Here is a 12,922-nt window from a genome sequence, read left to right on the forward strand (position 1 = left end):
GACCCTGCCCCGGCGCACTCAGCGTCGGTGAGGGGGGGCGTGGCGGGGTCGGGCCGCATGCAGGCCCCCCCCCCCCCCCACGGCCGCGAGCCACATGCGTTGCCGGAGCGTGTTCACCGCCGGGCCCGCAGCAGTTCAAGACGCTGCTTGTACTCCTCCGAGTCGATCTCACCGCGGGCCAGCCGTTCGGCCAGTATCTCGTCCGGCCGCGTCCGGCCGCCCGCCGTGAACCAGCCTGGCTGCCGCCCGCCGCCGATGTAGCGGAGCAGAGCGACGATCCCAGCGATGATCAGCCCCCACAGCAGGATCGTCGTTATGCCCATGACCAGCCAGGAGCCGATCCCGTAGCCCCACATCATCATCTGGCCCCCTTCCCTGAGAGGTCACTTCAGCCTCTCCCCGTCGGCCCCGGCCGGAAGAGGGCCATTGGTCCTGCGGCGTGTGCCGATGGTCCTGCGGCGAAGCCGGGCAGTTCCTCCGGGGTGTGCAGCACGTACACACCGAACGGCGGCGGGAACGGCCGGGCGGTGTGCGCGTCGGGGACCTCCGGCAGGCGGGCTGGACGAACGGAGGCGGAAGAGGGCGTCACGAACTCCGGTCGGCACGAGTGAGGGGGCGGGAGACGGGAGCCACTACCAGCCGAGCTCGTCACAGCCCTGGTGGTCGGCCGGTTCAACCTGCAAGGTGGCGTGGGCGACGCCGTAGCGGGTGCTCAGCAGATGACGGGCGCGATCCAGTACGGCGTGGTTGTCTGCGAGGTCGGTGGCCACCAGATGGGCGGTGGCCACGTTCATGCCGGAGGTCAGCGTCCACAGGTGCAGGTCGTGCACACCGCGCACGCCGTCGATGGCGGCCAGGTCGGCCGCCACCGCGGCGGCGTCCATGCCCTCGGGCACGTGCTGGCCCAGTACGGCGAAGACCTGACGGCCCAGCCCCAGGGCGCGCACCGCGACGAAGGCGCCGATGGCCAGCGCGACGACCGTGTCCCACAGCGCCTGGCCGGTGGCCGCCACCAGCCAGCCGGCGACGATGACGCCGACCGATCCGGCGGTGTCGGCCACGACCTCCAGGTAGGCGCCCTTGACGTTGAGGCTCTCACCGGCGCCCGAGCGCAACAGCAGCAGCGCGGCCAGGTTGACGAGCAGGCCGAGGGCGCCGACGACGAGCATCGGCCCGGAGGAGACCTCGGCGGTCTCGCCGATGCGGCCGATCGCCTCGGCCACCACGTACACCGCCACCCCCAGCATCAGCAGCACGGCCAGCAGGGAGGCGAACACCTCGGCCCGGTAGGAGCCGTAGCTGCGCCGGCCGGTGGTGTCGGGGCGGGCGGCGATTTTCGTGGCCACCAGCGCCGCTCCCAGGGTGACCACGTCGGCGGCCATGTGCCCGGCGTCCGACATCAGCGCCAGCGATCCGGAGATCAGCCCGTAGCCGAGCTCGACGACGAAGAAGGAGCCGATCAGGACGAAGGAGACGGCCAGCCGCCAGCGGTGACGGCCGCCCGCGTGCCCCTGTGCCTGTCCGTGACCGTGCCCGTGTCCGGTGCCCATCACCAGACTCCACCGTGCTCGGCGGGGTGCGGGACCCGGGGGTGCCCGATGTGCGTCGGCGCCACGTCGAGCAGCATCCGCACGTGCGGGTCGGCCGGCCGGTAGTGGACCATCCGGCCTGCGCGCCGGGTGGTCACGACGCGGTGGGCGCGCAGCAGCCGTAGCGCGTGTGAGGCGGCCGACTCGCTCTGCCCGGTCACCGCGGCCGGATCGCACACGCACATCTCACCTTCCAGCAGGGCGGCCAGCAGCCCCAGCCGGTTGGTGTCCGACAGCAGGCCGAAGACGTCGGCGGCGCCGGAGAGGTCACCGGGTGCGGGCATGCGCTCGCGTACGGCGGCGACCCGGCCGGGGTCGACCTCTCTGACGGCACAACCGTCTACCAACACATGATTATCTGAATAAGTATTCATATGAGCAGGTTAGTGGGTGATGGTGTCGAGGTGTCAACCGGCCCCGCGTTCTCCGGCCCCGCCGTACCGGCCGGCGGGTTTCCCGGCTTCCCGGCGCGTCGTCAGCGGCGGGGTGGCCCGCCGGTGTGATGGTCCGTACCGGGCGGCGAGGCCTTCACGAGCGCGGTAAGGACACGGCGGTCCTATCCGCGCTCGCCGGAAGTTCCTTTACGGCGCGTGGCCAGCCAGGTGGCCGCACCGGCGAGCACGGCGGCCGCGCCGAGCAGCCACAGCCACCCGGGCAGGCCGGAGGTGCCGCTTTGCGCGGGCGCGGCGGCCGAGGGGGCGGCGGCGGGCACGGCCGGTGCGCTCGAGGTCGTCTCGGTGGGAACCGGCTGCGCGTCGGACGAGGACGAGGACGAGGACGACGGCGAAGGCGATGGTGAAGCCGGGGCCGGGCTGGGATCGGTGCTGTCGGGACCGGCGGTGTCTGCGGCGGTGACGGTGAAGGGGATCTGGCCGGTGATGGGATGACCGTCGGAGGAGAGCACCCGCCAGGCGATCCGGTAGCGGCCCGGGGCCAGCGGAGCGGGCACCTCGGCGCGCACTGTGCGCCCCTCGCTGGGCGTCCCGAGCTTGACCGGCTTGTCGCCGGGACCGGTCAGGACGACCTTGGCGAAGCGCATGCGTGAGGTGAATTCCAGGGTTATGGCCTGCAGGTCGGTCACCTTGGCGTCGGCGGCCGGTGAACTGCTCTCGAGGCGGTCATGGGCCAGTGCGGGCGAGGCGGTGCAGATCAGCGCCAGCAGGCAGCCGACGACGGCCCCCAGGGCGGTACCGACGGCTCGCGGCAGTGATATCGATGAGGTCGGGGATGTCAAGATACGGGCTCCCGAAGACGGCCCGGCGGTGGCCGGGACAGAGGCGATGCCCGAGCGTGCGGGCATCGACGACACCGGTGTGCCGCTCCCCGGTGGGGGCGGCGCCGTCTGCGGGAGGTCCGCGGCGGTGGATCGCGAAAGCGAGCCACCGCTGGGTGTGGCAGGAAGAAGGCCGCGGTGCCGGGGTCGGCGGCCGGGGCGTCGGCAGGTCGTCGGGGGCGGCGGTCGGCGGCCAGGGCAGGCGGGGCCGCGAGGGCCGCAGCAGGTGCAGCATGAGCCAGAAGGCGTTTTCGCCCCGGTGCAGCCACCAGCCGCTCACCGCCCCCACCGCGAGATGGATCAGCGCCATGCCCAGTGCCCGGTGTCCGTGGCCGTCCTGGGCGGCGAACCCGTCGGAGGTGCGGGCGAACAGCTCGTGCAGCAGCGTCTGGGCGCCGATCGTGGTGCCGACCACCACCGCCGGTGAGTGTTCACGGCCGACGAGCGGAAACACCACGGCCAGAAGGCCTGCCGCGCCGGCCGCCAGGGCCGTCGCGGGAAGGGATTCCCCCGCGCTGAAGGCGTGCCCGCCGGCCGAGATCACCAGACAGACCGTGGTGAACGCCAGTGCCCGCAGCAGGCGCAACGTCATCGGCAAAGGCGGCACATGCACCATCTTGCCCGTCGACACCCCACAGTGGGAAAACCTGTAAAAACCGCCGCCGTAAGACGCGGGCGTTCATCCCGGCGCGCCCGCAGCGGCCCCGCCCGCCGAAACAACTCCCCGCAATCAGGCAATAACACAGGGTGATGTACGGTTGTGGGTGTGATCGCACCGATGCGACGAGCCGTACAGCGCGCGGGCTTCTGCCTCGTGCTGTGCCTGGCCGTGCTCGCCCACCTGGTGCTGTCCGCCGCTCACGCTCAGGCGGCACACCATCATCACGGGGTCGGCCTGTGGCCGGGCACCTCCATCGCCGCCGGGCCCCTTGCCGGGCGCCAGGCCGGCCCACGGCAGGAACGGGTGCCGCAGCGCTGTCCCGTCCCCACCCCTCCGGAACACGATCATCGCCTGTGCGGGGCGGCGACGGCGCCGCCCGGCACCGAGGCGCGGCCGCTGTCGCCGCCGGGCCCCCTCACCGGCCTGTCGGCCACCACGACGTCGTCGTCGGCCGCATCGGCGCAGACGACGCACCACGTGCAGCCGGCCCGCGCCCTGCCCGGCACCACCGTGCTGATCTCCAAATCCGTCTGCCGCATATAGGCCGCCCCGTGCGGGCGCGCCCGCCGACGACTCATCCTCCGGCATGGACCGGCCTGAGCCGTGGCTTTGGCGTGCCCGAAAACGAGCCGATCACCTCACGACCACGGGAAACGGATCATGACAGACACACTCAGCGCACCACAGACCATCACCCCCGTCCTCAGCCGGTTGATCACCGGCGGTACCTGCCACACCCCCGAGCACGTGGTCGGCAACACGCCGACGCTGTGGATACCGGACATCACCGCCGACACCGACCGCGGATTCTGGGCCAAGCTGGAAGGCCGCAACCCCGGTGGCATCAAGGACCGCTCCGCCCTGTACATCGTCGAGCGCGCCCGCGAACGCGCACAGCTGACTCCCGGCAGGCCCATCATCGAGTCCACCAGCGGAACCTTCGGACTGGGGCTGGCCCTGGCCGGCATCGTCCACGGCCACCCGGTCACCCTGGTCACCGACCCGGGCATGGAGGCGCCGATGCGCCACCTGCTGGCCGCCTACGGCGCCCGCGTGATCACCGTCACCCAGCCCGATCCGGTGGGCGGCTGGCAGCAGGCCCGCCGCAGTCGCGTCCGGGAACTGCTGGCCGAATCCCCCGGCGCCTACTGCCCCGACCAGTACGCCAACCCCGACAACGTCGCCGCCTACGCCACACTGGCCACCGAGCTGGCCGGGCAACTGGGCCGCATCGACGTCCTGGTCTGCGCGGTGGGCACCGGCGGCCACAGCGCCGGAACCTTCCACGCGCTGCGGCGCTTCTACCCCGACCTGCGCCTGGTCGGCGTCGACTCCATCGGCTCGACCATCTTCGGCCAGCCCGCCCGAGGCCGCCTCATGCGCGGCCTGGGCAGCAGCATCCACCCGCGCAACGTCGACTACGCGGCCTTCGGCGAGGTCCACTGGGTCGCCCCCGCCGAGGCCGTGTGGGCCTGCCGGCGCCTGGCCGCGATGCGGTACGCCACCGGTGGCTGGAGCGTCGGCGCGGTGGCCCTGGTGGCCTCCTGGCTGGCGCGCACCCTGCCCGGCCACACCCGGATCGCGGCCGTCTTCCCCGACGGCCCCCACCGCTACGCCGAGACCGTCTTCAGCGACGACTACTGCGCCGCCCACGGCCTGCACGGCGCACCCGCGACCACCCCCGACCGGATCGGCCATCCGGCCGAGCGGGAGGTGACGCGCTGGACCCGGTGCACGAGCGTGCTCGACCCCGCCGGCGCCCCCGTCGGCACCCCGACCGGTGCCTCCGTCGGCGCCTTCGCCGGACCGGCGCGCCCGGCCGAGGGAGCCCGGCGATGAGGACCACCTTGGCGCTGGCCCGCTCCTTCGACCGTCCGGTGCGGCTTCTGCTGGTCAACCAGCTCACCATCAACACCGGCTTCTACATGCTGATGCCATATCTGGCAGGCCACCTGTCGACCACCCTGGCCCTGCCCGCGGCGCTGGTCGGCCTGATCCTGGGCGTGCGCAACCTCAGCCAGCAGGGCATGTTCCTCATCGGCGGCACCCTGGCCGACCGGCTGGGCTGCAAGCCCCCCATCGTCGCCGGCTGCGCTCTTCGCACCGTGGCCTTCGCCCTGCTGGGCGTCGCCGACTCCCTGCCCGTGCTGCTGATCGCCTCGGGATTGACCGGGCTGGCCGGCGCATTGTTCAACCCCGCCGTGCGCGCCTACCTCGCCGCCGAGGCCGGTCCCCGCAAGGTCGAGGCCTTCGCCGCCTTCAACGCCTTCTACCAGCTGGGCATCCTGATCGGACCGCTGATCGGCCTGTTGCTGAACGCGATGGCCTTCAGCCTGGTGTGCCTGACCGCGGCGGCGATGTTCGCCGCCCTGACCGTCGCCCAGGTGCGGGCCCTGCCCGCGCGGGCGCCGTCCTGCCCCGACCGGCGGCGGCAACGGCCCGGCGTGCTGCACGGCTGGCGCACCGCGCTGACCAACCGGCCCTTCCTGCTGTTCTCCCTGGCCATGACCGGCTCCTACGTGCTGGGTTTTCAGGTCTACCTGGGCCTGCCGCTGGAGATCCGCCGGGTGAGCGCGAGCGAACTCGGCGTCACCGGCGTCTTCGTGGTCTCGGCGGTGCTGACCGTCACCCTGCAGGCCCGCCTGACCGCCTGGGCACAGGCACGCCGGCGGCCGTCCCAGGCCATCGCCCTGGGCCTTGCCCTGATGGGCGCCTCCTTCGTACCCGTCGCCCTGAGCGCGCCCTGGCTGAAAGGCGTGACCACGGTGCCCGGTCCCGCGGTGTGGGTGCTCACCCTGGCGCCGGCCCTGGCGACGGCGGCCCTGCTGAGTGTGGCCACCATGATCATCTATCCGTTCGAGATGACGACCATCGCCGCCTTCGGCGGCCACCACGCCGTGGGCACCTACTACGGCCTCTACAGCACCCTGGCCGGCATCGGCATCGCCGCGGGCAACCTGCTCACCGGATGGGCCCTGGACGCCGGTGCGCGCACCGGTCTGCCCGCCCTGCCCTGGCTGGCCCTGACAGTGATCGGCCTCCTCTGCGCCGCGGCCGTGGCCGCCCTCGACCGGGCGGCAGGCCTGCCCCATCCCGCCCAGGCCGCGGTGGCACCGGCAGGCGCGCCGTAGGAACAGCGGCAGGAACACCGGTGTGGGGCGCATGCCACGATCGTGCGCCCCACACCGGGCTCCGGATCGGCCGAGGGGCCGGAACCGGCCGGCATCCGGCCGGGCCGTACGCGCTCAGATCCGCATCCGGTGCGCCAGGTCGCGCACCGCCCGGGCCAGCAGGTCCACCTCCTCGCATGCGGTGAACAGCGCCGGGGTCACCCGCACGCAGTCGCCCCGGGCCAGTCCGCCGCGGTGCACCGTGAAGATCCGGTACCGCTCCATCAACTCGGTGGTGATCGCCGTGTTGTCCGCCTCGGAGGTGCGGCCGGTGATCCGGAAGGCGGTGATGGCACCGTACATGCCGCTCTCCTCGGGGGTGAGAACCTCCACGTTGGGCACCTCCAGCACCTGGTGCACCCAGCGGTCCCGCAGAAAACGCAACCGCGCCTGCTTGACCGCGGCGCCCAGCCGGTCATGGAAGTCCAGGGCGGCGCCCACCGTCAAGGCAGGGGCGACGTCCTGAGTGCCGGAGTGCACCCGGGAACGGATGTCGCCGGCCGGATAGGTCTCGTCGCAGAAGGCCGGGTCGATGTCGGCCAGACGGTCCTTGCGGATGTAGAGGAAACCCGCACCCAGCGGCACGCCCATCCACTTGTGCAGGGAGAACACCCCGAAGTCGGCCCCCAGGTCGGCCATGGTGAAATCCAGCTGCCCCCAGGAGTGGGCGGCGTCCACGATCACGTCCACGCCGCGCTCGCGCGCCATCGCGACGATTTCCGCGACCGGCGTCACCAGGCCGGTGCGGTTGTTCATGTGACTGAGCAGCAGCAACCTGACCCGCGCATGCTCCTTCAGCGCCGTGGCGTAGGCCTCCAGCACCGCCTGGCGGGTCGCCGGTTCCGGTATCGTCAGCCGCTCCACCCGCACTCCCCGCCGCTGCCGCAGCCAGTTCATGGCGTACTGCCCGCTGTGGTAGTCCAGGTCGGAGTACATCACCGCATCCCCCGGCCGCAGCCGCCGATACCCGGCGATCAGCAACTGCAGGGCCTCCGTGCCGCCCCGGGTCAGGGCGATCTCCCCGGCCTCCACCCCCACAACGGCCGCCACACGCCGCCTGACCCGCTCGGCCTCGCTCTTGTAGGCCGTGCGCAGCAGGTGGGAATTGTACTCGTTGAGATGATCGGTGGCCCGGTGGTAGGCCCGGCGCACCGGCTCAGGCATGATCCCGTAGTAGCCGTTCTCCAGATTCACGAAGTCGGCGCTCACCCGGTACTGCCGCGCCACCGACCGCCAGAAACCCTCCTCCCGGGCGAGCCGTCCGGGAGCGACACCGGCCGGAGCGACCGGCGGCTCACCGGACGGCGGCTCGTCGACCGGTGACACCCGGGCCGCCGGGACCGGGGTGCCGTTCCGGCGGCCGGTGGAGGACACGGCGAAAGGCGCGGTGAGGGGTGCGGCGAGAGGTACGGCGACGGGCGCCGCCAGCGCGCCCAGACCGGCGATCATCCGCCGCCTCGACAGGCTCCCCGACAGGCTCATCGCCACCTCCGCACCGACCGGTCCACGCCGGACCGCTTCAGGCCAACCCCGCACCCCCACTGTGCAACCGACTTCCCCCGCAGCCGAGCACCCGCGCCGCACGGGCGTGGCGTGGACGCCAAGGAGCCGCCGGTCAGGTTTTCTCGCTAGTGGGCTAGAATGCTAGTATCGAGCCATGGGTGACGAGGATGTCAAGCAGTTCAACGTGTACTTGCCGATAGGGCTGATCAAGCAGGTCAAGCACCACGCCATCGAGTCGGACATGTCTCTGTCGGCGTTGGTCGCCGCCGCGTTGCGCGCCTACCTCGACGCCCAGGAACAGCGACAGTGATCGTCTGGGAAGGGAACCTGACATGACGACAGAGGGCATCGAGGGTGTGTACCTGGAGACCCACAACTGGGGCAGGGCGGCCGGGTTCTTTCGGACACTGGGCTTCGAAGTGGAGTTCTCGACCGACCACGGCTCCGGCGTGCTCCGCAACGGCGACGGCCCCTACCTCGTCCTCTCCGAGATTCCCGAGGGCCGGGAACCCCGGGTGCAGATCCTTCTGAAGGTCGCCGACGCGGACGCCTTCCACCCCGATCCCGCCGTCGACGTGGTCACGCCGTTCGAGGACACCCACTACGGGGCCAAGGAGATGACCGTCCGCGACCCCGACGGGCGCCTCTGGAGTCTCCAGGCCCCGGCCAAGGGCTGAGGACGGCGGGGACTTCGCGGTCTCCCGGAGTCCGCCCCGGCGCGCCGGCCGCCGTGGTTCCACGGCGGCCGTTTCGCCAAAATACATAAGCAACTTAAATAAGTTGCTGATACAGTTTGGCCCATGTCCTCCCAGGAGTCGCCTGACGGTCTCGATGTGGAAGCCCTCGCCCTCGCCGTGGAAAGGTTCACCGGGATCTTCATCCGCCTGGCATCGGTGGAGAAGATGGGCTTCACCACGCTGGGAGTGCTGCACACCCTGGCCGGCAGGGGCCCGCTGCGCCTGTCGGAGCTGACGGCGAGCGAACAGGTCACCCAGCCGGCGATCACCCAGCTCGTCACCCGCCTCGAACGCGACGGCCTGGTCCGGCGGCGGCCCGACCCCACGGACGGCCGGGCCGTGCTGGTGCACCTCACTCCCGAGGGCGCCCAGGTGGTCGACAGGCGTCGCAGGGACCGCATCGACCGTCTGTCCGCGCTGACCCGGCACCTGAACACCTCTCAGCGGCAGGCCATCGCCGCGGCGCTGCCCGCGCTGTCGGAGATGGCCGCCCTCGGCACCCGGTTCCTGGACGAGCCGCCCTCGTAGTCTCTCCTCCCCGGTAAGGAATCAAGGCATGGCCACCGACGCCTTCCCCCTGGAGCCCACCCCGATCCACGTGCCCGACCAGGTCCTGGACGACCTGCGGACACGCCTGAGCCTGACCCGCCCGCCACTGGACGAGGCCAACGAGGACTGGTCCTACGGCGTCCCCCGCGCCTACGTGCACGAGCTGATCACCTACTGGCGTCAGGAGTACGACTGGCGCAAGGCCGAGGCCGCCATCAACGCCTACGAGCACTACCGGGTGACCGTCGACGGCACGCCGGTGCACTTCATGCGCAAAGCCGGGGTGGGGCCCCGCCCGGTCCCGCTGATCCTCACCCACGGCTGGCCGTGGACGTTCTGGCACTGGTCGAAGGTCGTCGATCCGCTCGCCGACCCGGGCGCCTTCGGCGGCGACCCCGCGGACGCCTTCGACGTCATCGTTCCCTCCCTGCCCGGTTTCGGATTCCCCGGACCGCTCACCGGCCGTCCGGACATCAACTTCTGGAAGGTCGCCGACCTGTGGCACACCCTCATGACCGACACCCTCGGCTACTCCAGGTACGCCGCGGGCGGATGTGACATCGGCGCCCTGATCTGCGGGCAGCTCGGCCACAAGTACGCCGGCGAACTGCACGCCGTCCACATCGGCTCCGGCCAGAAGCTCACCCTCTTCAACGGCGAGCGGGCCTGGGACCTCGCCCAGGGCAATCCCATTCCCGACGACCTGCCCGCTCCCGTCCGCGAACGGATCATCGCCCTGGACCGGCGCTTCGCGGTCCACCTGGCCGCGCACGTCCTGGACTCCGCCACCCTCGCCCACGCGTTGAGCGACTCACCGGCCGGCCTGCTGGCCTGGCTGCTGGAGCGCTGGGCCGCCTGGAGCGACAACGGCGGTGACGTCGAGACCGTCTTCAGCAAGGACGATCTGATCACCCACACGATGATCTACTGGGTCAACAACGCCATCGGCACCTCGATGCGCTACTACGCCAACGCCAACCGCTATCCCTGGACCCCCTCCCACGATCGCCGGCCCGTCATCGAGGCCCCCACCGGCATCACCTTCGTCGGCTACGAGAACCCTCCTGGCGTCAGCACCGACCGGCGCGTACAGAGCTTCCTCGACAGCGACAGGGCCGGCTGGTACAACCACGTCAACCTCACCGCCCACGACCGCGGCGGCCACTTCATCCCCTGGGAGATCCCCGACGCCTGGGTTCGGGATCTTCGCCGGACCCTCCGCGACCATCGATCCTGAAGCCCACCGGCATGAGACAGGCGGGACGGGCTCCCCGGCGGAGCTCCGCCAGGCGGCCAGGACGGTGACCGAAGCCGGTCATTCCGTCCTGGGCTACCGGTGTGCGTGCTTCCGCGTGGCCTTCGAGCCCAGCCACTGCTTGAACTCGCGCAGTGCGTTGAACCGATCGGCCGTTCGGTAGTACAGCCGCGGCGGGACGTGCGGGAGCAGCGAGGAGTGCCGCTGGCAGAGCAGCGCGAACATCTGCCGCGGTGGAAGGTCGATGTAGCGCGGAAGGTTCTCGTACCACCGGGCGCTGTTGCGGGCCGAGCGCTGGAAGGACAGGATCAAGGACTTGCGTTCCCGCTCGTAGCGGGCGAGGGCGGGCTGGAGCTGCACGTCCCCGCGCAGCGCGTCGGCCAGGAAGGCGGCGTCCCCCAGCGCGAGGGCGGTGCCCGTGCCGATGGAGTAGTGCGTGGTGTGCGCGGCGTCCCCGATGAGGACGAGGTTGTCGCGGTACCACGTCCGGTTGGTCAGGGTGCGAAAGTGCAGCCAGTGGGCGCTGCCGTCGGTGTGCGCCCGGCCGATCAGCGGGTGCCCGTCCAGCATGACGGTGAAGAGCTTCTCCAGGAGGGCCAGGCTGTCGGCCTCGTTCGCCTGGTGGAACCCGAGTCCCCGCCAGGTCTCGGGGGAGCACTCGATGACGCAGGTGCTGTGCTCCTCGCTGAATCCGTAGCCGTAACACCAGATCCAGCCGTGCTCGGTCTCCACGAAGGAGAAGGTGAAGGAGTCGAAGGTCTTGGTGGTGCCAAGCCAGATGTAGATGTTTCGCCCGGTCACGAACTCGGTGCCGAAGTGGTCGGCGTGGCGCTCGCGCAGCACGCTGTTGACGCCGTCGCCGGCGACGACGAGGTCGGCGTCGGCCAGCTCGTCCTCGTCGGCGATCTCGCGCTCGAACTCGATGCGCACACCGAGGGAACGGGCCCGCTCGGTGAGGATGTCGAGCAACCGGTGCCGGCCGATGCCGAAGCCCCTGCCTTCCTCCCCGTGATGCAGCATCACCGTCGTGCGGTCGCGAATGTGCGCGACCTCGCTGTCCCAGTGGACCGAGTTCTCGCTGATGACACGCGCGGACTCGGGGTCGGCAGCATGGAGACTGCCGAACAGTTCATCCCAGTAGGTCACCCCCCAGCCATATGTCGACCCGGCCGGGTTGCGCTCGTAGACGGTGATGTCATGGGACGGATCCACCCGCTTCATCAGGATCGAGAAGTACAGGTTGGCGGGTCCGCCGCCGACGCAGGCGACCTTCACGCGAACTCCCACTGTCACTCAGTGTAATTAATATGTCGCATACGGTAGCAGATGGAGTGTATGGCGGGGCTATCTCAGCTAGTTGAGTCATTGGTCAGGAGATGGCCAATTGGTCGAAGCGGCTCCGGTTTCGGGGAGGCACCGAACCGGCGGGCCCGGACCGGTCCGGGGCACACGGTTGTCGGTGTTTGGGTAAAACCCGTGGGCGTTTTGAGTTTTTCCGAAACGACGTGCCTACGGTGGAGGCGTGGCGGAGACAAACACTGCCGAGCCGTCCGAGCAGGCACCTCGGCCCTGTGGCTACTCCCGCTGCGGGCGCACCGTCACCCGCACGGGGTCGAGCCGGCCTCGCGAGTACTGCGGTCCGCCGGACCGGGTGTGGGAGGACGGAAGGACCTGCCGGCAGAAGGCCGCCGAGGAGCGGCGTGCCAAGGCGGGCGCCGGGGTCGAGGAGGCGCTGTCGGCGTATGCCACGGCCGGTGCGCCGGTACTGGCCGCCACCGCCGCTCTCGGCGAGAACCTGGCGGCCCTGCGCGAGGCCTTGACCGCGCACGCCGACCGCGTCGAGGATGTGCGCGCCGCCGCCGTGGCCCGCGTCCGGACCGCCGAGACGGAGGTGGCCGACGCCCTGCGGCGGGTCACGGACGCGGAGCGGCGCGCCGCCGAGCGAACGGCCGCCGCCGACCACGCCCTGGCCATGCAGCGACTCGAAGCCGAGCGCGCCGAAGCGCTGGCCACGGCCAACAGGGAACTGGAGAGGAACAACCGGGGCCTGGAACGGGATCTGGCCGCCGCACGGGCCGAGGCCGACGCGACAGGCGAGGCCCTGGCCCACGAGCGGACCCAGCGGGCCGCCGCCGAGGCCGCGCTGCGCGCCATGGGGAGGCGGTAGGCCGTGACACGGCCCCGT

Annotated in this window: 15 protein-coding genes; 8 read left to right on the top strand and 7 right to left on the bottom strand. The window is 71.2% G+C overall.

From position 1 onward, the window contains the following. Positions 1-113 precede the first annotated feature (113 nt). From AB0N02_RS21820 to AB0N02_RS21840, 5 genes are all read right to left on the bottom strand, one after another. Entirely contained in the window at positions 114-362 is a 249-nt protein-coding gene (locus AB0N02_RS21820; protein ID WP_363949333.1) for a hypothetical protein, read from the bottom strand. A 270-nt stretch (positions 363-632) separates the two neighbouring features. Further along, entirely contained in the window at positions 633-1,550 is a 918-nt protein-coding gene (locus tag AB0N02_RS21825; protein ID WP_363949336.1) for a cation diffusion facilitator family transporter, read from the bottom strand. Beyond that, positions 1,550-1,936 (bottom strand): metalloregulator ArsR/SmtB family transcription factor, encoded by a 387-nt coding sequence (locus AB0N02_RS21830; protein WP_363949338.1) that lies wholly within the window; start codon positions 1,934-1,936, stop codon positions 1,550-1,552. The genes AB0N02_RS21825 and AB0N02_RS21830 overlap by 1 nt, the downstream gene beginning before the upstream one ends. Positions 1,937-2,145: 209 nt before the next feature. Further along, positions 2,146-2,823 (bottom strand): copper resistance protein CopC, encoded by a 678-nt coding sequence (locus tag AB0N02_RS21835; protein ID WP_363949341.1) that lies wholly within the window; start codon positions 2,821-2,823, stop codon positions 2,146-2,148. Further along, positions 2,708-3,469 carry a hypothetical protein gene (locus tag AB0N02_RS21840; protein ID WP_363949343.1) on the bottom strand — a complete coding sequence of 254 codons (762 nt, stop codon included), beginning with the start codon at positions 3,467-3,469 and terminating at the stop codon, positions 2,708-2,710. The genes AB0N02_RS21835 and AB0N02_RS21840 overlap by 116 nt, the downstream gene beginning before the upstream one ends. Positions 3,470-3,628: 159 nt before the next feature. Here AB0N02_RS21840 and AB0N02_RS21845 point away from each other — a divergent pair, with 159 nt between their 5' ends. From AB0N02_RS21845 to AB0N02_RS21855, 3 genes are all read left to right on the top strand, one after another. Further along, complete coding sequence (locus AB0N02_RS21845) at positions 3,629-4,066, top strand: hypothetical protein (protein ID WP_363949346.1); 438 nt, start codon at positions 3,629-3,631, stop codon at positions 4,064-4,066. A 117-nt stretch (positions 4,067-4,183) separates the two neighbouring features. Then, positions 4,184-5,362, top strand: a complete 1,179-nt coding sequence (locus AB0N02_RS21850; protein WP_363949349.1) for a PLP-dependent cysteine synthase family protein — start codon at positions 4,184-4,186, stop codon at positions 5,360-5,362. Further along, a complete protein-coding gene (locus AB0N02_RS21855; protein ID WP_363949352.1) occupies positions 5,359-6,654 on the top strand; it encodes an MFS transporter in 1,296 nt (431 codons plus the stop codon). The genes AB0N02_RS21850 and AB0N02_RS21855 overlap by 4 nt, the downstream gene beginning before the upstream one ends. Before the next feature lie 114 nt (positions 6,655-6,768). On the opposite strand, the gene AB0N02_RS21860 is transcribed toward AB0N02_RS21855, so the two are convergent. Next, the gene (locus tag AB0N02_RS21860; RefSeq protein WP_363949355.1) at positions 6,769-8,175 is read right to left on the bottom strand and encodes an aminotransferase class V-fold PLP-dependent enzyme; all 1,407 of its coding nucleotides are present in this window, start codon (positions 8,173-8,175) and stop codon (positions 6,769-6,771) included. 175 nt (positions 8,176-8,350) lie between these two features. Here AB0N02_RS21860 and AB0N02_RS21865 point away from each other — a divergent pair, with 175 nt between their 5' ends. The 4 genes from AB0N02_RS21865 (at position 8,351) to AB0N02_RS21880 (ending at position 10,719) form a co-directional block, all read left to right on the top strand. Then, positions 8,351-8,506 (top strand): CopG family transcriptional regulator, encoded by a 156-nt coding sequence (locus tag AB0N02_RS21865; protein ID WP_363949357.1) that lies wholly within the window; start codon positions 8,351-8,353, stop codon positions 8,504-8,506. Between the two features lie 22 nt (positions 8,507-8,528). After that, entirely contained in the window at positions 8,529-8,873 is a 345-nt protein-coding gene (locus AB0N02_RS21870) for a VOC family protein (RefSeq protein ID WP_363949360.1), read from the top strand. Positions 8,874-8,996: 123 nt separating this feature from the next. Then, a complete protein-coding gene (locus tag AB0N02_RS21875; protein WP_363949363.1) occupies positions 8,997-9,461 on the top strand; it encodes a MarR family transcriptional regulator in 465 nt (154 codons plus the stop codon). 28 nt (positions 9,462-9,489) lie between these two features. Continuing rightward, on the top strand, positions 9,490-10,719 hold the full coding sequence (locus AB0N02_RS21880) for an epoxide hydrolase (protein WP_363949366.1): 1,230 nt from the start codon (positions 9,490-9,492) through the stop codon (positions 10,717-10,719). 93 nt (positions 10,720-10,812) lie between these two features. Here the strand turns inward: AB0N02_RS21880 and AB0N02_RS21885 are convergent, their stop codons facing one another. After that, positions 10,813-12,024 (bottom strand): FAD-dependent monooxygenase, encoded by a 1,212-nt coding sequence (locus AB0N02_RS21885; protein WP_363949369.1) that lies wholly within the window; start codon positions 12,022-12,024, stop codon positions 10,813-10,815. A 235-nt stretch (positions 12,025-12,259) separates the two neighbouring features. On the opposite strand from AB0N02_RS21885, the gene AB0N02_RS21890 reads away from it, so the two are divergent. Beyond that, a complete protein-coding gene (locus tag AB0N02_RS21890) occupies positions 12,260-12,904 on the top strand; it encodes a hypothetical protein (RefSeq protein WP_363949372.1) in 645 nt (214 codons plus the stop codon). Positions 12,905-12,922: the final 18 nt, after the last annotated feature.

It is taken from the genome of Streptosporangium sp. NPDC051022, from assembly GCF_040683035.1.
Lineage (GTDB): Bacteria > Actinomycetota > Actinomycetes > Streptosporangiales > Streptosporangiaceae > Streptosporangium.